This window comes from Streptomyces sp. NBC_01077 (assembly GCF_045162855.1).
Taxonomy (GTDB): Bacteria; Actinomycetota; Actinomycetes; order Streptomycetales; family Streptomycetaceae; genus Streptomyces.
Genome location: NZ_CP108669.1, coordinates 364796 through 390923 on the forward strand (window position 1 = coordinate 364796; position 26128 = coordinate 390923).

Here is a 26128-nt window from a genome sequence, read left to right on the forward strand (position 1 = left end):
AAGTAGCGGCAAACGCAGAAACTGTCCAGGGGTGTTCCTTGGACAGAACGCACACATGAATCTTCGTCTGCGTTCAGTCCTTACGCCTCCCCCATCGCAGCCCGCACCACTCAGGGCGCCGGCGCCCGTGCTCGTAGTCCCCATGTCCGGCGCGACCCGTCACCGGACCCGTCCGTCCGACGCTATGCCACCGCTATCGGCCTGTGGACCAATCCCTACATCCTCAGGCACCGCCGTCGGCAGATCCGTCACCGAGCCCTGGCACTGGCCCTGCTAAGAGGCCATCTGATCTAGGTAGTTGGTGTTTTGGGATGTTCTTGTGACTGCAGACGGTGGCACTCATTGGCCAGGGTGTGACTCCTCGACGCGCGTATCGCAGTGATGTCTCCGATGCCCGCTGGGCATTGATCGAGCCGGTGTTCGTCGCCTGGCGGGCCGCCCGGTCTAGGCCCGGGACCGCTGCGCGGGTTCATGATCTGAGAGAGATCGTGAACGCGATCCTCTACGTCAACCGCACCGGGATCCCGTGGGAGTACCTGCCGCACGATTTCCCGCCGTTCAAAACCGTCTACGACTGGTATCGGCACATCACCTTCACAATGCTCGCGCACGCCTTCCTGGCCGCCACGGCGGACTACCTACTGGTCCAGGCCGCGTTCGTTCCTTCGCGGCCTGGAAGCACTCCTCGATCGCCCAGCGCGTCCCGGCGATCCTCACCAGCAACGGCTCAGTAGGCGATCTCGTCGGGCTTTCGGATGCTCCGACGGGCCAGTGTGCCCCACCGCATGCGGTAAGCAGCCTGCCCCGGTAATCGAACTCGCCGCACCGCTGCCCAATGGTAGACACGAGGGCCCTTCACACCGTCACCGCACGAGACTTTCTCCTACGCTTCGTCCGGGGGCCTGCGCGATACGGGGCAGCCCGCGGTGAACTGGGACTTGGACACGACCAGCACGTAGCCGATACCCGGCTGCTGCAGCAGCCGGCGGAAGCGGCTCTCCCCTTCGCAGGCGATGTCCGCGGTGACCCAGGCGATGGGCAGCAGCGAGGGTACGGACCGCAGCACGATGCGCCGGGCCAGTTCGCCCTTTCGTGGCGCACTCCCGCTCGTCGGGGAATCTGGTCGCGCGGCAGCGGATCCGGTCCTCGGCCCAGGACTTGGGCAGGTAGAGCTCACAGCTCCACCAGGGCCCGGCCGCAGGTGGTGGCGTAGGAGGCGAAGACGCCAGTTCTCATTGCTTCCGGCTGGTGCTGGATCCCAGCGGAGGTGATGCCCTTCTTGATGAACCCGGTCTCGTCGATGCACCCGGTCTCGTCGATGATGAGGCGGCGGCGCAGCGGCGCTCGCGCCGGGGCATAAACCCAGGACTGGAGGGGCCCACACCGTTCGCCATCCTCCCTTGCGTGGCGGGGCGTGCTCAGTGTGCTGTTCGTCTACTGCGCTGGTTCGTAATGATTTGCCCGGCCATGACCACCAGTACCGCGAGAACGAACATCGCGGTGCCGATGACGTTGATCTGAACGGGGGTTCCTCGCTGTGCCGAGCCCCAGACGAACATGGGGAAGGTGACGGTGGAGCCCGCGTTGAAGTTGGTGATGATGAAGTCGTCGAACGAGAGCGCGAAGGCGAGCAGGGCGCCGGCGGCGATGCCGGGCGCGGCGATCGGCAGGGTCACGCGCAGGAAGGTCTGCGTGGGTCCCGCGTAGAGGTCGCGAGCCGCTTCCTCCAGGCGCGGGTCCATGGACATGACCCGGGCCTTGACCGCCGTCACGACGAACGACAGACAGAACATGATGTGGGCGATCAGGACCGTCCAGAAGCCGAGCTCGATGCCCATGTTGAGGAAGAGGGTGAGCAGCGAGGCGGCCATGACGACCTCGGGCATGGCCATCGGCAGGAAGATCAGCGAGTTGATCGCGCCTCGGGCCCGGAAGCGGTAGCGGACGAGCGCGAAGGCGATCATCGTGCCGAGGACGACCGCGCCGACCGTCGCCCAGGCGGCGAGCTGGAGCGAGAGCGAGAGCGACTCGCACATGTCGGCGACGCCGCAGGGGTCCTTCCAGGCGTCGAGCGAGAACTCCTGCCAGGAGTAGTTGAAGCGTCCCTTCGGCCTGTTGAAGGAGAACGCCATCACCACGAGGTTCGGCAGGATCATGTAGGCGAGCGTCAGCAGGCCCGCGATGACGACGAGGTTCCGACGGATCCAACGCATCAGACCAGGTCCTCCGTTCCCGCTCGGCGGATGTAGACGGTGACCATGGCCAGCACGATCGCCATGAGGATGAAGGAGAGTGCGGCGGCCGTCGGGTAGTCGAGGACCCGCAGGAACTGCGACTGGATGACGTTGCCGACCATCTTGGTGTCGGTCGAGCCGAGCAGTTCGGCGTTGACGTAGTCGCCGCTCGCCGGGATGAAGGTGAGCAGGGTGCCGGAGACGACGCCGGGCATCGACAGCGGGAAGGTCACCTTGCGGAAGGTGGTCGCCGGGGAGGCGTACAGGTCCTGCGCGGCCTCGTGCAGCCGGCCGTCGATCCGCTCCAGGGAGGTGTAGAGGGGCAGGATCATGAAGGGCAGGAAGTTGTACGTGAGACCGCAGACGACCGCCATCGGGGTGGCGAGGACGCGGTCGCCCTCGGTCCAGCCGATCCAGCTGGTCACGTCGAGGACGTGGAGCGCGTTGAGCGCGTCGACGACCAGGCTGTCGTCGGCGAGGATCGTCTTCCAGGCCAGCGTCCGGATGAGGAAGCTGGTGAAGAAGGGCGCGATGACGAGGACGAGGAGCAGGTTGCGCCAGCGGCCGGCCTTGAACGCGATCAGATACGCGAGCGGGTAGCCGAGCAGCAGGCAGAGCAGGGTCGCGGTCCCGGCGTACAGCAGGGAGCGTATGAACTGCGGCCAGTACTCCTGGAAGGCGTCCCAGTAGGTCTGGAAGTGCCAGGTGACCTTGAAGCCGGCTTCGAGCGAGCCCGTCTGGACCGAGGTCGAGGCCTGGTAGACCATCGGCAGCGCGAAGAAGACGAGCAGCCAGATGATGCCGGGCAGCAGCAGCCAGTAGGGGACGAGCCGCTTGCGGGTGGAGGGCTTGCGCAGAACCGGTTCCTCGACCGGCTGCGGCGCCTCCTCCTTCGTGAGCGTGGACGTAGTCATCCGGCGTCCTCCACCGTCTCCACGCCGGCGTCGATGTCCTGGGCGGCGTCGAGCCCGAACGTGTGCGCCGGGTTCCAGTGCAGGACGACCTCCGCGCCGGGGACCAGGCGGGTGTCGCGCTCGATGTTCTGCTCGTACACCTGGAGCTCCGCGCCCGCCGGCGAGTTCACCACGTACTGGGTGGAGACGCCGATGAAGGAGGAGTCGACGATCCGGCCGGTGACCCGGTTGCGGCCGTCGGCGATCGAACCCGCGTCGTCGGCGTGCGCGAGCGAGATCTTCTCCGGGCGGATGCCCACGAGCACCTTGCCGCCCTGGCGGACGGCGGAGGTACAGCGGTCGCCGGGGACACGGAGCTTGCCGCCGCCGGCCGTGACGAGGACGTCGGTACCGGTCTCCAGGACCTCCGCCTCGATGAGGTTGGAGGTGCCGAGGAAGTTGGCGACGAACGTGGTCTGCGGGTTCTCGTACAGGTCCGCCGGGTTGCCGAGCTGCTCGACGCGGCCGCCGTTCATCACCGCGACCTGGTCGGCCATCGTCATGGCCTCCTCCTGGTCGTGGGTGACGTGCACGAAGGTGATGCCGACCTCGGTCTGGATCCGCTTGAGCTCCAGCTGCATCTGGCGGCGCAGCTTGAGGTCGAGGGCGCCGAGCGGCTCGTCGAGGAGCAGCACCTGCGGGTGGTTGATGAGCGCGCGGGCGACGGCGACGCGCTGCTGCTGGCCGCCGGAGAGCTGGTGCGGCTTGTGCCGGGCCTTGTCGCCGAGCTGGACGAGTTCCAGCATGTCGTCGACCTGCTTCTTCACCGACTTGATGCCGCGGCGGCGCAGGCCGAAGGCGATGTTCTCGGTGATGTCCATGTGCGGGAAGAGCGCGTAGGACTGGAAGACGGTGTTGACCGGCCGCTTGTACGGCGGGAGGTCGGTGACGTCCTTGTCGCCGAGGAAGACGGTGCCCGTGCTGGGGTCCTCCAGGCCGGCGATCATCCGCAGCGTGGTGGTCTTGCCGCAGCCCGAGGCGCCGAGGAGGGCGAAGAAGGAGCCCTGCGGGACGGTCAGGTCGAGCGGGTGGACGGCGGTGAAGGAGCCGTACGACTTGCTGATCCCGGTGAGACGGACGTCGCCGCCGGTGTTCTTGTCAGTCATGGGTTGTGGTCCCGGATCGTGGTGAGGAGTGGACAACGTGCAAGGCCTTCAGGCGCGGGCGCCGGTCTCGTTGCCCGGCCTCAGGCGCCGATGAGCTTGGCGAACTTCTCCTCGTACGCCGTCTCCTCCGCGCTGGTGAGCGAGCGGAAGGCGTGCGACTTCTTGGCCATGGCCTTGTCCGGGAGGATCAGCGTGTTGTTCGCGAGTTCGGGGTCGATCCTGGCGAGCTCGTCCTTCACCCCGTCGACGGGGCAGACGTAGTTGATGTACGCGGCGAGCTGGGCGGCGACGGGAAGCTCGTAGTAGTAGTCGATGAACTTCTCGGCGTTGGTCTTGTGCCGGGCCTGGGCGGGGACGAGCAGGTTGTCGCTGGAGGTGATGTAACCGGCGGACGGGATGGAGAACTTGATGTCCGGGTTGTCCGCCTGGAGCTGGATGATGTCGCCGGCCCAGGCGAGGCAGGCGGCGATGTCGCCCTTGTCCAGGTCGGAGGTGTAGTCGTTGCCGGTGAAGCGGCGGATCTGCTTCTTGTCGACGCCCTTCTGGAGGCGCCCGATCGCCGCGTCGTAGTCGGCGTCGGTGAAGTCGCCCGGATCCTTGCCGAGGTCGAGCAGCGTCATGCCGACGGAGTCGCGCATCTCGGTGAGGAAGCCGACGCGGCCCTTGAGCGCGGGGTCGTCCAGGAGCTGGGTGACCGAGTCGACCTTCTTGCCGCCGGTGGCCTTGGAGTTGTACGCGATGACGGTGGAGATGCCCGTCCACGGGTACGAGTAGGAGCGGCCCGGGTCCCAGTCGGGGCGCCGGAACTGCGCGGAGAGGTTCGCGTACGCGTTGGGCAGGTTCGCGGGGTCGAGCTTCTGCACCCAGCCGAGCCGGATCATCCGGGCGGCGAGCCAGTCGGTGACGCAGATCAGGTCGCGGCCGGTGTCCTGGCCGGCCGCGAGCTGCGGCTTGATCTTGCCGAAGAACTCGACGTTGTCGTTGATGTCCTCGGTGTACTTGACCTTGATCCCGGTGCGCTTCGCGAACGCCTCCAGGGTCGGGCGGGACTTCTCGTCCTCGCTGACGTCCATGTACTCGGTCCAGTTGGAGAAGGCGAGGGTCTTCTCCGTGGCCGACGCGTCGGTGGAGGCGGGGCCCTGGCCCTCCCGCTTGGCCGGCGGGATGCCACAGGCGCTCAACGACGCGAGGCCGCCGACGGTGAGCGCGCCGACACCGCCCGCGCGCAGCATCGAACGGCGGGTGAGGGCTCCCCGGCCGCTCGTCAGGCTGCGACGTATCGCCGCCGTCTGCGCGGCGGAGAGGCTGTCGGGCTCGTACTGCTCCATGCGCCGTGCCCCAATCCTGTGAGTACCAACTCTGTGAGGGGCGTTCTCCCCTCCGACTCTCCAAAGTGCAGCGAGGGACTGCTCTGCAGGCCCTGTCACGCGCAGGGACGACTTGGCTCCGCGCCCAGCCCAGAAGCAGAGGTCGTGGGGCCGCGCTGCAGCTGTCCGTCTATGATCAGGATTTTCTGCGTCCCGCATCGAGCAAAGGCTGAGCAATCACTACTCGGATGCGTCGCGCGTCAGGTGTACACGACAATGCAGTCGGCCAGCGTCCCGGCGTGTTTCAAAATTCAGCGTTTCCTCCGATAGAACGGCTCTATGCATAGCCGATGCCCGGGACCCGAAGCCCGGGATTCACCGGCAAAGAGTGCGGCTTCGCCGCGGATCTCCTCAGCAACGGTCTGGGTGTGAGGGGGCGTGCGAGGTGTCGTATGAGCGGCACTTGGAACGTGCTGCCGGCCCTGACGTAGGCCAGGCCATGTCGGCGAGGACGGGGATCCGCAGCCGTTCACGAACGGTGACGATGCGGTGGGTGCGGGCAGCGGTGATGCCGACTGTGCGGCCCGGCAGTGCCGGCGAGTGCCAGAGCAGCTCACCCTCCGGGCTGGTGACGGCCTGGATGTTCACTCCGTGCCGTCGGGCCTTGCACGAGTAGTCCCGTTCGTGGTCACCAGCCCGGTCGTACTCGGCGATGGTGCCCTCGGCCAGGACGTACTCGGGACGCACGTGACGCAAAGCCTGCGTCAGGGACGGTGTCTTCGAGGCGAGGAGCTTGATCAGGCTCGGTACGTCGGCATGGCGGTGTCTTCGCTGATGCGGAAGCCTGCGGCGGGCTTCGCACAGGTGGTGTGCTCACGCAGGCAGACCAGGGTGATGATCGCGCGTGGTGAGGGCCTCAGCTTGCAGCGGCGGTCACCCTCACGGGTGACGATCAGCATCGTGACTCACTCCACCGAGTGCGTGCGGCAGGTCGAGTGCGGCACCACAAAAGGAACCAACGAGGCCTCCGGCTGCAGCAGTTGAGACGGCAGACATCTCGAACCACCGCCCGAAGGCACCGTCTGCAATCCATCCTCTGCCGTCACCCGTTCGGCGACCACTCTGAAGATCCTTAATCATCCTGAAGGCGTCACCTGGTCCTACGAGAGCTTCACGCAGGCCTGCGGTTCCACATGGAAAGATACGGAACCACCAGAGCCCCCGGGTCCTCGGCCGTGTCGAGTTGAATCAGCACCGCCAATAGCCGGGGGCTCTTGCACTCAATGCGCCAGAAGTGGGGTGCTAGTGGCGGGGAGGTCGAGATGGAAACGAAACTGGATCACCCCCGCCAGGAGGCAGGTGGCTCACAGGAATAGGTGCGAGCTGAAGTGGTTGTTGAAAGTTCCAAGGTCGGAGTACTTGTTGCAATAACCGCCACCGCAGATACCAATTGAGGCCTGGTGGTAAACACTAGCCCCACCATAGTTCGACTCGACATAGGCGCGAACCGGGTTGCCCACCGACTTGTTCCAGCTGCTCCCGGCGTCATCGTTCACAGAGTCACCCGTGTTGACAAAGTAGGGCGCCCCCGCCGGCATGTACTGGGCGTTACTGCCGGTGAAGTCTGCGATGCCGTTGGTGTAGTTGGTACCCTTATAGATGCAGAACTCTGCCGTCTGGCAGTTTCCGTTGAACGGAGTGGCGGCGCTGCTGACGCCTGCAGCGGTGGCGACAATGGAGAGTGCGGCCACAACAGTTGTTACTGCACGCTTAAACATGATCATTTCCATTCCGAGATGATATCTACAGGAAAGACGAACCCGCTTTTATACTGCGATTGCCCACAATGCGTCCGAGAGGGTTCTTCTCAGTTCGGACAGATCTACAGTAAACACCTAGAGGCGGCTTCAAGTCCGAGTATCTGCTACTCGAATCGCCTTCCAGGAAGACGAGAAGAGCTCCTTGATATGCTCACTTCCAGAACAAGGCACCCATATATGGCGAGATCATCTGACGGTTCTGCTTGACGGCATGGAATGTTGAGCGGCGGCGCGGGTCGTGCTGTAGCCGCACGACCCGCATCCCGAGATCTACGACGTCAGAGACGGCTGCGGGATTTGCAGGATCGCCAGAACACCCCCACGACCCGCTTACGGATCGTGAGGGGTGCGGGACCCGGAGTGTCCAGTAGCGGAGCCCGGGAGATAGCGCGTGTCGACCCGCAACCGGGGCCGTGCCACCCGCCCACCCAGTCAGTGAAAGCCTTACTCGGGCGGCGTCGTGACAGGGATCGACAACCACAGCTTGACTCCTGCACGCGCTGCCTTGCCCGTTGGCACCGCGTGATCTGCAGGGCAGAGGGAGCAGCCTGTCTCCCTGGCGCGGTACTGCACCGGCGTAGCGGCCCGAGTCGCAGCATGCGGGCGGCCACTGGTCAGCGGGCGTGGTGAGGCAGGGCCAGCCCGTCATCGTTGGCGTGGTGGTTCCGCTCAGCCGACCGAAAGGCTCTGTTGGTTCCGTATCCTGCCACGCCCGACGTCCCGCATGAGCTCGTCGAGCATGTCGCCCGGCTGCTGTACGAGCACCGTCGGACCCGCAACATCCGCTGGCGCAAAGCTCCGAGCGGAAGCGCGGGGCGTGGCCGCGACGATAGTACACACCGACCGCAGATCGCAGCACACAAGTCGGGCATTCGCCGAAGCATGCAGGTCAGCAGAGCTGCGGCAGAGCATGGGCGCGATCGGATCGCGTGGACAACACCGCTGCCGAGCCGTTCACCCGACCTTCAAAAGAGAGACATACAAGGGCCGAAAGGGCTGGTCAGGCGAGCATGAGGCACGACTCGACGCCCTTCCGCGGGCTCCATCGCTACAACACCCGACGTCACCACTCCCACCTCGGACAACGATCGCCGATCGCCCTACGAGAACATTTTCCACCCAACCTCGGCTACCCTGCCCCAAGCCGCATAGACGTGCTCAAAGTCCGTCCGGGTCAAGGCCCTTTCACCGGTGGGGTGCCTCTATGTCCTTCGTCAAGGCATCCCTGTCGGGTTTGGGGTGATTCGGCTTGTTGGGGTCATGCTGCGAGTTCGACGTCCGCGGGCGGGCGGGATTCGTAGAAGGTGCCGTCGCGGAGCATGGCGAACAGGACGCTGATGCGGTGGCGGGCGAGGCGGAGGAGGGCTTGGGTGTGGGTTTTGCCGCGGGCGCGTTGCTTGTCGTAGTAGGTGCGGGAGGCGGGATCGGCGTTCATGCAGGCGAAGGCGGAGAGGAACATGGCGCGTTTGAGCTGCCGGTTTCCGCCTCGGGGCGCGTGTTCGCCGTGGATCGAGGTCCCCGACGACTTCGTCGTGGGTGCGAGTCCGGCGTAGGAGGCCAGGTGGGCGGCGCTCGGGAAGCTGGTGCCGTCGCCGACGGTGACCAGCAGGACGGCGGCGGTCCTGACGCCGACGCCGGGCATCGACGTCAGGACCTTGGAAAGAGGGTGGGCCTCCAGCAGGCTGTTGATCTGGGCTTCCATCGCCCGGCGCTGGGTGTGGACGGCGGCGAGCTGGCTGGCCAGGGAAGGGATCACGATGTCCAGAGTGCCGGTCCCGGGCACCACCACGGTCTGCTCGTCCAGAGCGTCGAAGACCTCGTCGACCAGCCGTGCGGCCATGCGCGGGGCCTTGGGGCGGATCAGCTCGACGAGTCTGCGGCGTCCGGCTTTGCGCAGGGCGGCCGGGGAGCCGTAGCGCTCCAGCAGCCAGGTCACGGCCTGGTGGTCCAGGCGCGGCCCGAGGACGCGTTCCAGGCTGGGGTGGAACTGGGTGAGCAGGCCGCGTATCCGGTTGGAGGTGCGGGTGGCCTCGGCGGCGAGGTCCTGGCCGAAGCCGGTCAGCACGGTCAGCTCGGCGGTGATCTCGTCGGTGAGTTCCAGCGAACGCAGGGTGTGCGGCATCGTCCGCGCGGCGTCCGCGATCACGGCCGCGTCCTTCGCGTCGGTCTTGGCCTCGCCGGGGTAGAGGTCGGCGATCCGGCGCATGGCCAGGCCGGGCAGGTAGGCGACGCGGCAGCCGGCGTCGCGGGCGACGGTCAGCGGCAGGGCGCCGATGGAGGCGGGCTGGTCCACGATGACCAGGACGGTGCCGAACTTTGCGGTCAGCTTCTCGAAGACGGCCCGCAGCTTCGGCTCGCTGTTGGGCAGCGGCTTGTCGAAGACCTTCTTCCCGGCCGGGGTCAGTCCGTGGCCGTGGTGAGCGGACTTGCCGACGTCCAGGCCGAGGAACACGCCCACGTCTTCGATCTCGAACATCGCTCCCTTTCAAGGGTGTTGGCGGTACCGGCCTCGGCTCGGGTGTCGTGCTCGCGCATCCACGTTATGCAGACCTGCCGCCCGCGAACCGTCCGGCATTGCGCCGGACTGGGCGGTGGCCGGACCTCTGATCAGCGTCTCCGACGAACACCCCCGGACCCGGTGACACCACCCCCCAGGTCATGCCTTCGACAGGGGGACACAGTCATGCCGGACCCGGAGGCCAGCGGCCCTCTTGCAGGACCGCGAAGAACATAACGGGGGGGGAACCGGGCTACGGCCTGCGTGCCGGAAAGCCAGGGCGAATCAATGCAGTTCGGCCTCGTCGCAGCTGATTGCCGCTCGGAGGCGGACACAGCAGGCCGACTCGACGCACACGCAGATGGAACAGTTCCCGCATCTCATCCGGTTCCGAGGTCATGCGCATGCCGGGCCGGCCGGACGGGCGCCACGGCATCGGGGCGTAGCCGTTATCGTTCGGTCTGGTGCAGTGATTCGTCGCGCGTCTTTCTCGCCGGCCAGCTCCCCGCACGGGCCGGCAGGACGGTGCCGAGGACCGAGTCCTCACCGGCTCTGGCGCGCTCGATGCCTTGAGCGGTAGCAGCCTGCAAAGGGCGACCTGAGTGCCGACAGTCTCACGGATGGTCTGCAGGGCTTGCGGCTCCTTTGACGAACGGGGCGAACCAGGGGACGACCGGCAGCGGTTTCAAGGTTTCGGACTGCAGGACGGTAAAACCGGCTCTCTCGATGTCCCCTTCGGTGTCCCGGTTGGGGTGACACCCTGCTGCGAAGCGTCGGATGACGGGAGTGAGGAGGTCTTGGACGCGGGACGCCAGCCAGCCACCGCGCACGTGCTCGAGGAATGCGAGGGTCCCGCCGGGGCGGAGTACCCGCTGTATCTCTGCGAGTGCGGCATAGGAGTCCTCGACCGAGCAGAGGACGAATGTACACACGACAGCGTCGAAGCTGGCACCGGGGAAGGGCAGGTCCTCCACGACCGCGTCGACCACCGTCGTCGCTACCCGGGCATCGCGGGCGACTTTCTGATGCAACTGTGACCGCATGGCGGGCCAGGGCTCCACAAGCACCACGTGGTCCGCATTTTTGTAGTGGGGGATGTTGACCCCGGTTCCTGCACCCACTTCCAACACCCTGCCGGTCAGCCCGCTGAGAAGCTGTCCACGGCTCTCGTACGCCCAGCGGCGCTCGGCGGCAGCCATGAAACGGTTGTAGGTCGCAGCGAACCGGTGGTCGAGGCGTGCCTGCACATTCATCCTGAGGGCCATTTCCAAGCTCCGTCGAATCCAGGGGGTGCATCAAAGGGGCGATTTTTCGAGGACCTTCTGATATCGCTCCTCACCACACCGGGAAATCGACGTACCCAGTCGGCGAACTTCCGGTATGCCGAAGCTTCGGTCCAACTCTTGATGAATCTCGAGTAGTCGGACGGAGGAAGGTTCGATATCGTTTGATCATAACCGTCAGGAATGAATATGGTCCGGATGTCGCTGCTGGGACCGCGAGCCATATCGACGGGAACCATGCGGCAAATACGACCTTCGGTACGGCTGACGAAGGCTCTGACTTTCTGTCTTCCTGTCACGTATACAAGGCAGTCGACCAGAGCGCATGACCGGTCTTCTGATCCGTTGGCCATCCGGACGAGGCTGCATGCTCCGGCTCGCTCCAGAAGTGGCTTTAGGAGTGCTCCCGGGAATCCCATAAGTGCAGGAACGTCAAGCCCGCTGTCAACCACTATTACCGGTCGGCCAAGGCTTGCGTGCGCTTGCTTGGCTTTGTATACGGCGACATGCAAGGGGTCGACTGACTGTATTTCAGGGATGGGGAGTGGAGACCTAGTCAAGGTGAATTGCGTGCCGGACATCTCGGCCTTGGCTAGGAGGAATTTGTCCGGGCTCGTTGTCGCGAAGAGAATCCCATGGTCAGTCACTGTTATGCGTCTTTCGTCACGACAGGGCGGCTGAATCCTGCTACTCGGTCAAGCCATGTCTGCCCGGCGCGGCGCATCAGTTTCTGCAGATAGACGGGGGCGGCTTGCTCGCATGTCTCGACATCCGCTGCGATCTGGTCGATTACTGGCATAACGCCATGGGCGAGAATCGAAGTGCGGATCGATCGGTGAAGATTGTCGAGCCTTCGGAGTCTCGTTTCGGTGCGCAGGTGCCAGAGCTCGCGCAGCTCCACGGCCAGCTCGGGGCGCTGGCGCAGGGCCTGGAGCAGTGCTGCGGTCACGAGCCCCTTCCTCAGGTCGTCGTTTTCTCCTTGCTTCTCTCTGTCCTCGATCACGTTGACCAGGTCGTCAACGTCCTGTCCGATACGGGCGAAGGGAACCATGGAGGCGCGGGGAAAGTCAGCTTTCCCGTTCAGTCTCAAGGCGCTGCTGATGACGAAGTGGTAGCCGTCGATTGCTTGCCCGTAGCGGTTCTCGAGTATTCGGGGGAAGTCGTCGAGGTGTCGAGGGTACCTGTCGAACTCCTCTCGGAGTTCTTTGGCCCCTATGCCGCGTACGGACTCCAGTGCCAGGTCCAGGAGCGAGGGGAAGCCGTTGGCGATCTGTTGCATGAGCATGGACATGAGAACGGCGACGCAGGGCGTCGAGCTGTGTGCACCCCATCGTCCGGGGAAGGTGAGATGTTCCGACCTTGCATTTGAACCGTCGATTGTGTCGTCCATGACGGCAATCATTTCCATGGACAGCATCAGGACGGGGAGGAACTCCTGATGTCGCTCCGTGATTCCGCCGGATTCTCGGGCCACTTCGAGAAACAGGATCGGAAGAAGAATGAAAGAGGGTTGGCTGCGTTCAGTAATGAAATCGAAGAACGTCCGGAACCCTTCGGGGATCGGCATCTCGCAAAGATCCCTGCGTGCGATCGTCAGGCGCTCCTCATACCATCGCGCCTCCGGTTCGAATATTCCCTTGAAGTTTTCTGGGAATCTGATCTGGGAATTGTTGGAGATGTACTTCATTGCGACCTCCGGAGGGATGGTTGCCCTTTACGGCTCAAGACGCTTTCAGGAGTTCCGGGGCGGATTGCCGTCCCGACCTGTTCCGCAAATTGACCCGTAATGATGCGACTCGATTTGAGAGAGCAAGCGACCGGCATCGGATTCCTCGATCCATCGCGCACGATCCTTCGGGCGCATGAACCCGAAAGAGGTGACGCGATCCAGGAATCTGAACAGGTCGTCGTAATATCCACTCCCATTGAGGATCCCGAACGGCTTTCCGTGCATGGAAAGCTGACCTGAGGTTGCTACTTCGAAAATCTCGTCCATGGTTCCCAGCCCTCCCGGAAGGACGACGAACGCATCGGACATCTGCGCCATGAGAAATTTACGCTCGCTCATGGAATCGACCAGATGCATTTGGGCTGCGCCTTCGAAACGAATGCCGGGGACGGCCAGCTGCCGGGGGAGCACCCCTATGACCTCGCCCCCATTGGAGGAGACTTCTGCAGCCACGGCACCCATCAGGCCGACGCGTGCGCCGCCGAAGACCAGGCCGATCCCCCTCCGCGACAGCTCACGTCCGAGCTGTGCAGCCTCCGCCAGGAACGCGGGTTCGCCCCCGGGGGACGATCCACAGAAGACGCAGATACGTCGCACCGAGTTCATTGCCTACTCCCGCGGCTGCGCCGAGGGGATCGCAGGCTGGGCCGACCGGCGAGTTGAACCCACCGGTCCTCGGTCGGCTGGTCCATGTTCGTTTGATCCGGGGTGGCCTTCGGGATGCTCGGCAGATCTCGCATGCGTTCAGCACAGCAGGGGAGGTCCAGTCTCGTATGAGCAATGACTACCTAGACATTTCCGTTGCTTTCCCCTCATGTGGAACATATGGGGCAGGTTCCGTCGCTCCCCCGACGCCGGAGTAGCGGTATCTCATGCCTATGGGCCTGCTCTGGCGAGCCTGCCGGACTGCAAGCACCGACGCTTGGCTCGCCTGGGCCGGACTTCCGTCCTGCGTGATCGAAAGCCCACGGGGCGGCCAGTGAGCTTGCCCCGATTTGACGGACACCTTTGGTGTGGGCAGGCCCCGAGTGCGGTCTCGTGTTGGCGGGACTGCGGTAGCCGAGGCTGCTGTGGTGCCGGTGCACGTTGTACCAGCTGTCGGTCCAACAGATGCAGACCGTCCACATAGACGACTCCACGCCGCCGGTGCGCTCCGCGGTACCACCGCCGCGCGCCCCAACACCGCCGCCACCTGCGCGAAGCCCGGTGTTCGGGCATATCCGCCCCGCCTGGCAGTAGATGTGCGTTGGCCCCCAGCGGCACGGGCGGGGCGCTACCGAGGCCCTCGCCCGGCCATGCGCATCCGGCTTTCGCCGCTTGCCAGGCACTCCTCGGCCGGCCGCGGCTTGCCTACCCTGCCGGCCCGGCGATCACCACGCCGTTGCGGCGGCGGTCCGTCCACGCCGCCTCGAACGCCGCTAGCTCCTGCTCTCGCCTCACCGGCGGCCACTGTGCCCATCGCAGGCCTCCAAGTAGCGCCTGCCCTATATCCCAAAATCATACTCATGGACATTCGAGTACGAAGCAACATACCGTACATAACACCTCAAAGTGGGATGCACCTGCAGCTCCGAGCCACCGCACCGTTCCATCCACGGTGCGGACTGGCACCACACTCGAAAGGGACGCAGAATGCGAGAGATTCCAGTGGCACCGGGGGGCGGAGGCGCGCAGCCCTGGTGGAACCCTCAGCAGCCGTCAGGGATGCCGACAACGCGCTACGCACGTTCAGGTGCAGGCTCTTCGGCTGGGTCGCGTGAGCGGCATTGGCCTGATCGCGTTCCTGACCGGGCTCCGTTGTGGGCTTCTGTGGACCTGCGGGACGGGAATCAGGCTCTGCCCAGTCCTATGGACACGGTGCGCAAGGCGTCGATGTTCGATCTCCTCGTGCAGATGGGCTTCAAAGAGATCGAGGTCGGCTACCCTGCAGCCAGCGAGGCAGATTTCGCATTCGTGAGGGATCTGGTCACTCGAGATCGGATTCCGGACGACGTCACCATCTCGGTTTTCACGCCGGCCCGAATGGACCTGATCGACCGCACCTTCGAGTCGATCCGCGGGGTGGACCGCGCGATGGTGCACCTGTGTCTGGCGACCGCCTGCCTGTGGCGGAACGTCGTGCTCTCGATGACCTCTGCTCAGTTGCAGGGGCTCACTGTCCGGGCGGCGGAGCACATGGTCCGACTGGCGGAAGCGACGCCGGCGTCGCAGCTGCGTTTCCAGTACTCACCCGAGACGTTCAACGTCACCGAGCCGGAGTTCGCTCTGGAGGTGTGCGATGCGGTGACTACCACCTGGGATGCCTCACCGGACCGCCCGGTGACCGTCAATCTGCCGACGACCGTGGAGACCGACTCCCCCAACGTCTTTGCCGACCAGGTCGAATGGATGCACCGCAACTTGAGCAGTCGGGATTCAGTGATCTTGTCGGTGCACCCCCACAATGACCGGGGCACTGCTGTGGCATCGGGCGAGCTCGCTGTGATGGCCGGCGCCGACCGGGTCGAGGGCACGCTGTTCGGGAACGGCGAGCGCACCGGGAACGCGTGTCTTGCAACTTTGGCGCTGAACCTCTTCACCCGGGGCGTCGACCCGCAGCTGGACTTCTCCGACATCGACAGCATCCGTGACACGGTCGAGCGGTGCAACCAGATGCCCGTCCACGCCCGTCATCCTTACGCGGGCGATCTGGTCTACACCGCGTTTTCCGGCACCCATCAGGATGCCATCGCCAAAGGTCTCAACTCCTTGGCGCAGGAGGCCGACCGCACAGGCCGAACGGTCTCCGAGCTTCCGTGGAGGGTGCCCTACCTGCCAGTCGACCCCAAGGATGTCGGCCGAACGTACGAGTCAGTCATCCGTCTCAACAGCCAGTCGGGCAAGGGCGGTGTCGCTCACATCCTGAAGACTCGCCATGGCCTGGACCTGCCGCCGGCTCTGCGCGTGGAATTTGCAGGACGCATCCAGAAAATCACAGACGAGACCGGGACCGAAGTGACCCCTCTACGCATGTGGGAAATCTTCAGCGACACCTATCTCGAGAGCATCCCCTGGCTCGAGCTGAAAGAGCTGCACGAGCAAGAGCACGACGCCGGAACCTTGGTGCACACCACACTCGTCACACCCCAGGGCCGGGAAATACGCCTCAGCGGGGTCGGTGCAGGCACCGCCGAAGCCCTCCTTGACGCTCTCGCCCGAAGCGACGGAAGCCACTCACAGCTGCATGACCACCGATGCCATTCCTTCGGCAGCCCGAGCGACCTCCGCACGGTCGCGTACGTCTACCTCACCACCGAGGGGACTTCCGCCCACGGCATCGGCATCGACAGCGACCCTGCAATCGCAACTGCGACCGCCGTCGTCAACGCCATGAGCCGCGCCCAGTCCCCCGACGGCCGCACGCGTCGCAGGCCACTCAGCGATGTCCGTGAGCGAGGCGTCAAGCAATGAGCACTCATCCGACGAAATCGCCTGAACCTCCCGGCCGGGAAGCCGACGAGCCTCAGTCGGTGGCCGGGTTCATCGTGCGGGCCCTGTCCGAGGCGGGCGTCACCCACGTCTTCGGAGTGCCGGGCGGTCCGCTGATGCCCCTTTACGAAGCGCTGGAGGACTGTCCGGGCATCGAGCCAGTGCTGGCCAAGCACGAAGAGGGGGCAGCCTTCATGGCCCTGGGGCATGCTCAGGTCACCGGCCGCCTGGGGGTCGTTTGCGGTACCGCTGGGCCCGGTGCGCTGCACGCGCTGACCGGGGTGGCCAGCGCGACTGCGGACGGAGTGCCCGTGCTGGCGCTCACCGCGCAGGTGAGCTCCTCGTCTTTCGGACGAGGAGGGCTCCAGGACAGCAGCGGGGGCAGCTGGGGTGTGGACACCGTGGACGTCTTCCGGTCCGCCACCAAGCTTTCGGCACTGGCTGCCACGCCCGCACAGGTTCCCCGGCTCTTGGCTCTCTCTGTGCGCACGGCGTACCTCGGGCGGCCCGGCGGGGTGCACATAAGCCTGCCCGCGGACGTGCTGTCCGGATACCTCGAAGTGGCCACGCCGCTGCCCGACCTTCGCCGCCCCTGCATCGGCCCCCCGGATCCTTCGGCCGTCGCGAAACTGGTCGGAGCCGTGCGAGCCGCACACCGTGGGGTGGTACTGGCAGGTCAGGGCGCCAAGCTCTCCGGGGCCGGCAGCTCATTGGTCCGGTTCGCAGAAGCACTGTCCTGGCCGGTGGCGACAACTCTGAAGGGCAAGAGTGTCTTCCCCGAGGACCATGCACTCTCGGCGGGAGTCTTCGGTTTCGGCGGCGGCGCCAGGGCTCACGAGACAGTGCTCGCACCTGACGTGGACGCGTTGCTCGTCGTCGGCAGCGCGCTGGGAGAGCTTGCCACACACGGCTGGGAGCCTCGCCTGGTGAAAGGTCGCCGTCTCCTGCGTATCGACATCGACCCCCTGCACGCGGGTGCCGGTTTCGAAGCGGACGTACACGTCTCCGGAGACGCCACCGCGGTGATGGACGCTTTGCTGGCCGAGGTACGGTGCCGCCCAGCCTCGACCAAGCCCGTCATCACACCACCCCCTCCAGCCGCACACGCATCGAAGGATGACGTCCCACTGCGCGCTTCAGCGGTCGTGACCCACATGAGCCGTCTCCTTCCGCGAGACACCATCCTGTTCACGGACAACGGCAACTGCGTCAGCTGGCTCGGGCAGGGCTTCATCAGCCGCCCTCCCGGCGCCATTCACGTCTCGCTCAACATAGCCTCGATGGGCTCCAGCGCGGGATCAGCCATTGGAGGCAAGATCGCCGCCGGAGACCGGCCCGTCGTCGCTCTGACCGGCGATGCCGCGTTCGCCATGGTCGGCATGGAGATCCACACCGCCGCTGAACTGGGCCTTCCTGTCATATGGATTGTCCTCAACAACGCCGGCAACGCAATGGTCCACAACCTTCATCAGGGTCTGTTCGGGCGCTCCGTCAGCGCCATGTACGGCACACCGATCGACGTCGCCACCGTCGCCCGTGGCCTGGGCGCTGAGGCTTTCTCGGTTCACACTCTCGAGCAGTTCGATTCTGCCTTGCTCAAGGCGCTGGCGTCTCCCCTGCCATCGGCGATCGACGTGCGCGTGGACCCGGAAGAGGTCCCCTGGGCGCTAGCCGGAAGGATCGCAACCCTGAGCGCAGCGTTCAAGCGAGGAGAGTCCGGCAACAAGAGGGAGGGCTGAAGCAATGCCCCATGCATCCGAGCCCTGTTCCTCGGCCGGGATTCTCGGCTGCGGCCACTCCCTGCCAACGGCCATCCGTCACAACGACGACCCCGTCTTCAATCGTCTGCCGCGCGATCCGGGGAGCAGCGACACATTCGACACGGTCTCCTTCTTCACCGGGTCGCAGGAACGGCGGCACCTCTCCGACGGCGAAACCATCGAGCCCCATATGGCCGATGCCGCACTCCAGGCCCTGGCGCAGGCCGGAATCGGGCCGGAATCGGTCGACCGACTTTACGGATACGCCTCGGTACCCGACCACACCACTCCGAACTCCCTCTACCGGGTCCACCACATGCTCGGGCTGCCACGTGAGGCTCTGGTAGTCCCGATCAACAGTGAGTTCTCGAATTTCCTGGCCTCGCTGGTGCTTGCGACGGAAGCTGTGGCAACAGGCGGTGCCCGGCACGTGCTGATCGCATGCGGATCGAACTGGACGCGGCATCTCGACTATGCCAAAGGCCATGCATTCGCCGCCGGCGACGCGGCGGCTGCGGCAGTCGTCGGCCCCACCGGCCTGTTGCGGGTAGTCGACCATCTCTCACAGACACACAGCGACCAGTACCTAGGCTTGACCATGTCCGTTCGATCCGTGGACATCGACGGCCACGCCCATCTGCCACTGGATGCACGAGGGCTGCCGACACCGGTGTACAGCATGGAAGCCGCCGGCAGTGAGATCTACCAGAAGCTCCTCCTGAACGGACTGCCCGACCTGGTGAACCAGCTCCTGGCCCGCAACGCCGTCCACAGTAGTCAAGTCTCCCTCATCACACACCAAGGATCACGACGACTCCTCGACCATTGGGCCAACACAATCCGTCCAGGGGCCTACCTGGAATCCCTTCGGGACCTGGGCAACATGACCCTCGCCACCTACCCCGTCAACCTAGCCCGCCACTTCACCTCGATCACTACCCCCTACGTAGTTCTGGCCGCAGTGGGCGCAGGCTTCCACCTCACCGCACTCCTGCTGGAGAACCACACCCGAGCCGAGGCGGCCGAGGCAGCACTCTCCGCGCCTTAAGGAGCACGCGTGGTCCAACGGTGTCGCCACCCGCGCTGTCGGATGCAAAGCAGATTCGTGAACACGCCCGGGCCATGACCTTGCCTCGGAAAGCGGCTGCATCGCGCGGTTGTCATGCCTATCGCCGCGGAACAGCAACCACGACCGTGTAGTTCCTACCCGGTCACCGCCGGCCACGCCTCGGCCCCGGCCGCCCCAGGAATACCCTGGAGGAAAGCCGAAGCAGGCGAGGCCTGGTGACGTCGCAGCTACTCGATCCAGGTGCAGTTGCCCCGACCCGCACCTCGAACCCACCACGATTCCCGGATCAGAGCGCGGGACAATCAATGTTGCATCTGAAGGTTCTCGCTCTGCTTCTTCTTGAACTTTGCGAGATCGGAACCGGCGAGGTTACCGTCGCCCACCGAGGTACCGCGAACCGTCCGCGGCAGATCAAAGTGGTACTTCTGCCGAAACATGACAACCCTGCCCCGTCGCCATTAGAGCATCGTTCAGAGGAAGCATGAGGAACTCACAGATGACGGAACCGACTCCAGACCGTCGGCGTGTTCCGCGCACTCAGCCGGATCCTCGTGCACCCCTCCTGAATTCCGGAGTTCCCGTGTCACGCCCGTACGTTCTGCTGTCTGCCGCCGTCTCCCTCGACGGCTTCCTCGACACCCGGCCAGGCCAGGACCGGCTCCGGCTCTCCAACGCCGCCGACCTGGATCGCGTCGACTCCGTGCGTGCATCCGTCGATGCGATCCTCGTCGGCGCCGGCACCCTCCGCGCCGACAACCCCCGCCTCCTCGTCAACTCCAGGGAGCGCCGATCAGCCCGCGTCGCCACCGGACGGTCGGAACACCCCGTGAAGATCACCGTCACCCGTACCGGCGACCTCGACCCTGCCTGGAGGTTCTGGCACTACGGCGGCGAGAAGCTCGTCCTGGCCGTCGGCAAAGAGGCAGCTGCGAGGGCCGAAGCGAACCTTGGCGGCCTCGCAACCGTCCAGGGCGTCCTCGCCGAGGCCACCTGGCCGGCCGCCCTCGACATCCTCGGTGCGATGTACGGCATTCAGCGCCTCATGGTCGAGGGCGGCGGCAGCATCCACACCCAGCTGCTCGCGGAAGCACTCGCCGACGAGCTCCAGCTCGTCATCGCTCCGCTCCTCGTGGGCCAGCCCGACGCCGTCCGAATGCTCGGCCCCGCGCACTACCTCGGCGGCCCCACCGCCCGGCTGCGCCTCATGGAGACCCGGCAGATCGGCGACGTGGTACTCCTGCGGTACGCCCCCAAAGACATCTCAACGGAGCCCCTATGAGCAGCATCCCCTCCAGCACGAGCACTCCCGGCACCGGCCACGACGCCAATGCAGCCGACCGGGCCTGGCTCTCCCTCGCCTGCGAGCTAGCCGCCCTCTGCCCACCCTCGACCACCGCGTTCTCCGTCGGCGCGGTGGTCGTCGGCGCCGACGGCACCGAACTCGCCCGCGGCTACTCGCGCGAGACCCACCCTGCCGCCCACGCCGAGGAAACCGCGCTCGACAAAATCCCTACAGGCGACCCCCGGCTCGCTGCCGCCACGATCTACAGCTCATTGGAACCCTGCGCCAAGCGCGCCTCCAAGCCCCTTCCCTGCGCCCGGCTCATTCGCAACGCCGCCATTCGGCGCGTCGTCACCGCCTGGCGCGAGCCGGACACGTTCGTGCCCGGCGCCGACGGCATCGAACTCCTCGAGGGTGCCGGCGTGGCCGTCATCGAAATCCCCGAATTCGCGGCCGCAGCTCAGGGCCCGAACCGCCACCTTCTCTGACGAGCTGGGGCATGGCAGGGATGATCCATCCTTACCGGGGGACGGCATGATCCGCGTGCGGCGAACACAGCCATCGGGCCGTTCCCACCGTCTCATCCAGCTGCTTGAGGAGTCTGACGGGCCGTGGCAGGCGGAAAATCGAGAACTACGCCATGACAGTCGGGGCAAGGCGCGGAACGCCAGGCCGGTATCGAATGGTTCTTCGCGACCGGCCGGTGGTCGCGCCGACCCATCTACAGGACGGCGGCATGCGGTGCCAGAGCTGTTGTCCGGTGCCGACCGCTCGACTGCCATTCGCGCGACCTGGTAGAACCGCACCCCTCTGGCCAAGCTCCGTCGTGGCGGTCCCGCTCCTGCGCCTCGTGGACTTCCGGCGGGCAGATCTTGTGCGCCTTCTGCTGCAGGATGACCGCCTGGCCAGGATAATCCCGTCGAAGGTCCAAGTATATGTATTTCAGGAGGATTTGGATTTCGGGAAACTGGCAGAACAGGAGGCCGTCAATGCCTTCGCCTCAGATGGTGGCGGCGTGCGCGAGCCGAGGGTCGCCAGCCCACAACACCTGGCCTTGCGCCTCGGCGGTGGCGGTGATCTTCATGGTGCTCTGCTTATTCCTACCGGAGACGAACGCCCGTCGGCACCGCATGCGGCAGCTCGTGGCGCAGATGGGTCAGCGTCGTATCCACTCGGTCGAACACCAACCGGTGCTTGGCGCCCGCACACGCGGTCCGGCGCCGCACGCTGCCCCGTACCGCGTGTCGCCTGCCCTCAACCTCCGCCTGCCACGGCGCGGCGAGGTCGACGACCAACTCCGCCAGGTGCCCGCGCGTGAGGCAGGTCAGCATCCGATGGCCGAGGACCGGCATGGTTCGTCATGATCATCACAATGGAAGATCATGCCGTGTCCGGGTCAGGCAAGCTCAACCCGCCACGATCACGCATCAGCTCATCGCCCGGGAGTCGACGCGACGGTCCGTCGCGGCTGCGAGCCCTCGGCAAGCGAGCCCGCGCTCAGTCACCCAGAGATTGTTCGCTGATGCTGACATGCGTGGCCGGCTTTGCGCCCTCTACGTGAACATCGCTGGCGGATGACCCCCCAACGGCTGCCGAGATTCCGCCACCCACATGCGTGACAACAGGAATGAAGAACAGTGCGGCTACTGCCGCAACGGCAAGGTGCTTATAAGTGACGGAAAGACTGGACACTCCGGCTCCTTCAAAATCAAAGCTACACTGGATGTTATAAAAGCGCGTACGAGCTACTTTCGCTGAGTAGCACGCTCAGCCCTCTGGATTCACGGCAGTAGAATACTGGATTCATTTCGCAAGGTATCCGCAAAGAGGCTGCGCCGGACCGCAACAATGCGATCAGCGGCGCGCTCGCATACTGGTACTAAAGCAGTCGCCGTCGATTTTCCGTAAGAGTAGGGTCTGCTCCATCTCCGGGTACCCCTCGCCCCTCCGGACAGCCGCCCGCGAGGCGGGCGGCATCCATGCAGAGAACGCCAATGCTGGGCGACGAGTCCCAGAAGATCACCGTCGAGTTATGGCGCAAGGTATACATTTCCGCCCTGCTTCGGGACATCGAAGTCGACCGCGCACCGCCGGTTCCTGATCTGGTCCAGAGCCTCCGCACACGTCCGCGCCGAAAGGGGCGAACTCACAGGCCCGAACCCCATAGACCTTGTAACACGATCTTGGCTATGGGGCCGGGTGCTTTCTGCAGTAGGTGCTCACGGTACTGGCCAGCTTTCGCTGGATCGCTCGGAGGGCCGGGAGGGTGGTCTCGTCGCTGAGCCCTGTGGTCGTCTGCCACTCGATGCCTGAACCGGCGAGGTCACTGACGAAGACGATCTCCGCAGCCAGGAGAGTCCGCGCCCAGTCGACGGGCTTGATCGGATCATCGTTTACCCAGAGCGCGGCTCAGGATCCTGCACTGATCGAGCAGATCGCGAGCGTCCGCGAACCCCATACCGAAGGCGAGTTGGTCGCTGCACCGAGCCGACCCGCCCCACTCGCCGAGAGCTCGTCGCAGCATTCGGACCTCACCTTCAGCCAGGAGCTCGCTTGGTCTCGTCACTTGCTCCGACACCCGTCCCGCCCTTCCGTCCTTGCCACAGGACGATCAAGCTACCTCTTCTTGAGCCTCCTCCAGCAGATGAGGGAGCAGGCAAGCGAGGTAGAGGCGTCGTGGAGGTCAAGGCGACGTTCCCAGCGGCCCTGGATGTTGGGCTGACCCCTCCGGGAGATGACCGGCAGAATCCCACGCCGCCGCAGTGCCTTCCGATTCGGGTTGCTGTCGTAGCCCTTGTCGCCCAGGAGCGTCTCGGGGCGCTTGTGGGGGTACTGACTTCAGCTCGTCGGGGTGAATCTGTGTGAAGTCCCTGACGGGTGAAGGCGGGTGGCTGTATCCGTGAGGTGTGAGATATGCAGATGGGGGCGGGCTGACGCTGACGGGGCGCCGGCGTCGGGAGACGGTTCGGATGCAGGCGGCTGAACTGTTCGAGCAGCAGATCAAGCCGTCGGAAGTCGCACGGCGGCTGCGGGTGAGTGTGAAGTCGGCTTATCAGTGGCACCAGTTGTGGCGGGATGGCGGTGTTCAGGCGCTGGCCTCCCGTGGTCCGAGCGGGTCGCGGTGCCGGCTGTCCCCGCGGTCTTTGGAGAAGCTGGCCGCGTATCTGGAGCAGGGGCCGAGCCGCGCATGGCTGGGTGGAGGACCAGGTGTGGACCGCCTCGCGGGTGGCCACGCTGATCGGCAGGAAGTTCCATGTCTCCTACAGCGTCTCGGGTGCGACCCGGCTGATGCACCGGCTGGGCTTCAGCCCGCAGGTGCCCGCCCGGCGGGTCGCGGAGCGCGATGAGCAGGCTGTCGCCGTATGGAAGGAGGCGACCTGGGCGGAGGTAAAAGGGCGAGGGCGGCCTGCGGGGGCTACGTCTGCTTCGAGGACGAAGCCGGGTTCACCCGCAGGCCGCCGCGGGGACGGACCTGGGGCCGGCGCGGAGTGACCCCGGTTGTCACCATCAGCGGCCGCCGTTCGGGCCGGCTGTCAGTGGCCGGGCTGATTGCAATGCGGCCGGGTTCCCGGACCCGGCTGTGTCACCGCCTGCGGAGTCATCCCGCGGGGAAAAGTGCCCGTCGCAGTATGGGCGAGCGGGACTTCATCGCGCTGATCGACGGTGTCCACCAGCTGGTCGGGGCACCAATCGTGCTGGTCTGGGACCGGTTGAACACCCACGTGTCCCGCAGGATGCAGGCCCTCGTGGCCGAGCGGGCATGGCTGACGGTGTTCCTGCTGCCCGCCTACTCGCCCGACCTCAACCCCGTCGAGTGGGTATGGGCCCACGTCAAACGCAGCCTCGCCAACCTCGCCGTCATGGCCCTCGACCAGCTCGAAGCCCTTGTCCGTAACAGGCTCAAACGCCTTCAATACCGGTCCCACACCCTCGACGGCTTCATAGCGGGGACCGGCTTGACCCTCGTCGAGCAACTATCACCCTGACGAGCTGACGTCAGTAACCGACGCGGCCGGCGACCGGCGGGATGCCATCGCCCAAGGCGAGGGTCTGGGTGATGTCGTTGATGTTGGCCGCAGTGGTGATGGCCTTGAGCGGAGTGCCGCCGCCGTCGGTGATCAGGTGGTGCTTGCTGCCGGTCTTGCGGCGGTCGACCGGTGATGGGCCCGTCGCGGCGCCCCGTTACCGTTTTCGTGGCCTCGCAATGGGGCTCCCGGCCTTCGGCCCCGGTATGACTTGAGCCCCCAGTCGAGATGATCGAAAAGGTGGTGTCGCCGGTGTCGGAGGCATTGGCAGACCGCTGATTAGAGGCACGAGCGCCCTCGGGCAGTCTCTTCGTAACGTGGATGCTGGCACGCTGATGCCGCAGGTGAGGCCGGGGAGAACGCAAGCACGGGAGTAAAGGGCATGGCGGACGAGACGGGCATCGACGTCTATCTGGGCCTGGATGTCGGGAAGGGCGATCACCACGCCACCGCCGTGAACCGGGCGGGGAAGAAGGTGTTCGACAAGCCGCTGCCCAACAGCGAACCGAAGCTGCGGGAGCTGTTCGACAAGCTGAAGGCCAAGCACGGAACGGTACTGATGGTCGTCGACCAGCCTGCTTCCATCGGGGCCCTGCCGCTGACGGTCGCCCGGGACGCGGGCTGCCAGGTCGCCTACCTGCCCGGACTCACAATGCGGCGGATCGCCGATCTCTATCCCGGTGAGGCGAAAACAGACGCCCGTGACGCGTTCATCATCGCGGACGCCGCCAGAGCGATGCCCCACACCCTGCGGACGATCGATCCCGAGGACGAGACGGTTGCGGAGCTCGCGATGATCGCCGGGTTCGACGACGACCTCGCGGGCGAGTCCACCCGGATCGCCAACCGGCTCCGCGGCCTCCTCCCCCAGATCCACCCGTCCCTGGAACGCGTCCTGGGCCCGCGGATCCAGCACCCGGCCGTGCTCAAACTGCTGGACCAGTTCAGCTCCCCGGCCCAGATCCGCAAAGCCGGACACCGCCGCCTGGTGACCCTGATACGTCCCAAGGCACCGCGAATGGCCGAGCGGCTGGTCGAAGACATCTTCGCCGCACTCGACGAACAGACCGTGGTGGTTCCCGGAACCGATGCTGCCGCGCTGATCGTTCCCAGCCTCGCGAGTTCGCTCCAGTCCGTGCTTGACCAGCGCAAACTCCTCGCCGCGAGGATCGAGGAACTCCTGGAGGCCCACCCTCTTTCCCAGGTCCTGATCTCGATGCCCGGCATCGGGATCAGGACCGCGGCACGCATCCTCATCGACGTCGGCGACGGCAGCGGCTTCGCCACCCCCGGCCATCTCGCCGCCTACGCCGGCCTCGCACCCGTGACCCGCAGTTCCGGCTCCTCCATCCGCGGCGAACACCCCTCCCGCCGAGGCAACAAACAGCTCAAGAGAGCCTTCTACCTCGCCGCGTTCGCCTCGCTCTCCCAGCCCGAGTCACGCGCCTACTACGACCGCAAACGCCGCGAGGGCAAACACCACATCGCCGCCCTCATCGCACTCGCCCGACGCCGCATCGACGTCCTCTTCGCCATGCTCCGCGACGGCACCTTCTACCAACCACCCACACCCGCTACAGCTTGACGAAAACCAT

18 protein-coding genes and 5 pseudogenes are annotated in these 26128 nt (G+C 65.4%); 8 read left to right on the top strand and 15 right to left on the bottom strand.

Going from position 1 to position 26128, the window contains the following annotated elements:
• Positions 1-353: 353 nt before the first annotated feature.
• Positions 354-581 (top strand): annotated as a pseudogene (locus OG462_RS01600) (transposase); the annotation flags it as partial.
• A gap of 302 nt (positions 582-883) precedes the next feature.
• Here OG462_RS01600 and OG462_RS01605 read toward each other — a convergent pair.
• The 12 genes and pseudogenes from OG462_RS01605 to OG462_RS01660 all read right to left on the bottom strand — a co-directional run bounded on the left by OG462_RS01605 (position 884) and on the right by OG462_RS01660 (position 13535).
• Complete coding sequence (locus OG462_RS01605) at positions 884-1066, bottom strand: hypothetical protein (RefSeq protein ID WP_406053806.1); 183 nt, start codon at positions 1064-1066, stop codon at positions 884-886.
• A 352-nt stretch (positions 1067-1418) separates the two neighbouring features.
• Positions 1419-2213, bottom strand: coding sequence for an ABC transporter permease (locus OG462_RS01610; protein WP_406053808.1), 795 nt, complete (start codon positions 2211-2213; stop codon positions 1419-1421).
• Positions 2213-3148, bottom strand: a complete 936-nt coding sequence (locus OG462_RS01615; protein WP_406053810.1) for an ABC transporter permease — start codon at positions 3146-3148, stop codon at positions 2213-2215. Before OG462_RS01615 ends, OG462_RS01610 begins: the two co-directional genes overlap by 1 nt.
• Entirely contained in the window at positions 3145-4293 is a 1149-nt protein-coding gene (locus OG462_RS01620) for an ABC transporter ATP-binding protein (protein ID WP_406053812.1), read from the bottom strand. The genes OG462_RS01615 and OG462_RS01620 overlap by 4 nt, the downstream gene beginning before the upstream one ends.
• 80 nt (positions 4294-4373) lie before the next feature.
• Entirely contained in the window at positions 4374-5621 is a 1248-nt protein-coding gene (locus OG462_RS01625) for a PotD/PotF family extracellular solute-binding protein (protein ID WP_406053814.1), read from the bottom strand.
• A gap of 459 nt (positions 5622-6080) precedes the next feature.
• A pseudogene (locus OG462_RS01630) lies at positions 6081-6656 on the bottom strand (IS5/IS1182 family transposase); the annotation flags it as partial.
• Positions 6657-6964: 308 nt separating this feature from the next.
• Complete coding sequence (locus OG462_RS01635; RefSeq protein ID WP_406053816.1) at positions 6965-7390, bottom strand: peptidase inhibitor family I36 protein; 426 nt, start codon at positions 7388-7390, stop codon at positions 6965-6967.
• 1288 nt (positions 7391-8678) lie between these two features.
• Positions 8679-9896 carry an IS110 family transposase gene (locus tag OG462_RS01640; protein ID WP_406053818.1) on the bottom strand — a complete coding sequence of 406 codons (1218 nt, stop codon included), beginning with the start codon at positions 9894-9896 and terminating at the stop codon, positions 8679-8681.
• Positions 9897-10531: 635 nt separating this feature from the next.
• Entirely contained in the window at positions 10532-11182 is a 651-nt protein-coding gene (locus OG462_RS01645; RefSeq protein WP_406053820.1) for a class I SAM-dependent methyltransferase, read from the bottom strand.
• Positions 11167-11847, bottom strand: a complete 681-nt coding sequence (locus OG462_RS01650) for a non-canonical purine NTP pyrophosphatase (protein WP_406053822.1) — start codon at positions 11845-11847, stop codon at positions 11167-11169. Before OG462_RS01650 ends, OG462_RS01645 begins: the two co-directional genes overlap by 16 nt.
• A gap of 2 nt (positions 11848-11849) precedes the next feature.
• Positions 11850-12887 carry a hypothetical protein gene (locus OG462_RS01655; RefSeq protein ID WP_406053825.1) on the bottom strand — a complete coding sequence of 346 codons (1038 nt, stop codon included), beginning with the start codon at positions 12885-12887 and terminating at the stop codon, positions 11850-11852.
• A 45-nt stretch (positions 12888-12932) separates the two neighbouring features.
• Positions 12933-13535 (bottom strand): TIGR00730 family Rossman fold protein, encoded by a 603-nt coding sequence (locus OG462_RS01660; RefSeq protein ID WP_406053827.1) that lies wholly within the window; start codon positions 13533-13535, stop codon positions 12933-12935.
• 1098 nt (positions 13536-14633) lie between these two features.
• Between OG462_RS01660 and OG462_RS01665 the strand changes: the two genes are divergently transcribed.
• The 4 genes and pseudogenes from OG462_RS01665 (at position 14634) to OG462_RS01680 (ending at position 20996) form a co-directional block, all read left to right on the top strand.
• The gene (locus OG462_RS01665) at positions 14634-16379 is read left to right on the top strand and encodes a 2-isopropylmalate synthase (protein ID WP_406053829.1); all 1746 of its coding nucleotides are present in this window, start codon (positions 14634-14636) and stop codon (positions 16377-16379) included.
• Complete coding sequence (locus tag OG462_RS01670; RefSeq protein ID WP_406053831.1) at positions 16376-18136, top strand: thiamine pyrophosphate-binding protein; 1761 nt, start codon at positions 16376-16378, stop codon at positions 18134-18136. The genes OG462_RS01665 and OG462_RS01670 overlap by 4 nt, the downstream gene beginning before the upstream one ends.
• A gap of 4 nt (positions 18137-18140) precedes the next feature.
• Positions 18141-19205: a hypothetical protein gene (locus tag OG462_RS01675; protein ID WP_406053833.1), complete on the top strand. Its 1065-nt coding sequence runs from the start codon at positions 18141-18143 to the stop codon at positions 19203-19205.
• A gap of 601 nt (positions 19206-19806) precedes the next feature.
• Positions 19807-20996, top strand: a pseudogene (locus OG462_RS01680) (dihydrofolate reductase family protein).
• A 612-nt stretch (positions 20997-21608) separates the two neighbouring features.
• Here the strand turns inward: OG462_RS01680 and OG462_RS01685 are convergent.
• On the bottom strand, positions 21609-21860 hold the full coding sequence (locus tag OG462_RS01685; RefSeq protein ID WP_406053835.1) for a hypothetical protein: 252 nt from the start codon (positions 21858-21860) through the stop codon (positions 21609-21611).
• Between the two features lie 145 nt (positions 21861-22005).
• Positions 22006-22200 carry a hypothetical protein gene (locus OG462_RS01690; RefSeq protein WP_406053837.1) on the bottom strand — a complete coding sequence of 65 codons (195 nt, stop codon included), beginning with the start codon at positions 22198-22200 and terminating at the stop codon, positions 22006-22008.
• A 1277-nt stretch (positions 22201-23477) separates the two neighbouring features.
• Here OG462_RS01690 and OG462_RS01695 point away from each other — a divergent pair.
• Both OG462_RS01695 and OG462_RS01700 read left to right on the top strand, forming a co-directional pair.
• Positions 23478-24000: pseudogene (locus OG462_RS01695) on the top strand (winged helix-turn-helix domain-containing protein).
• Complete coding sequence (locus tag OG462_RS01700) at positions 23886-24494, top strand: transposase (protein ID WP_406066281.1); 609 nt, start codon at positions 23886-23888, stop codon at positions 24492-24494. Before OG462_RS01695 ends, OG462_RS01700 begins: the two are co-directional and overlap by 115 nt.
• 16 nt (positions 24495-24510) lie before the next feature.
• Here the strand turns inward: OG462_RS01700 and OG462_RS01705 are convergent.
• A pseudogene (locus OG462_RS01705) lies at positions 24511-24687 on the bottom strand (transposase); the annotation flags it as partial.
• 228 nt (positions 24688-24915) lie between these two features.
• Here OG462_RS01705 and OG462_RS01710 point away from each other — a divergent pair.
• Positions 24916-26118, top strand: a complete 1203-nt coding sequence (locus OG462_RS01710) for an IS110 family transposase (protein ID WP_406053839.1) — start codon at positions 24916-24918, stop codon at positions 26116-26118.
• The last annotated feature ends 10 nt before the right edge of the window (positions 26119-26128 follow it).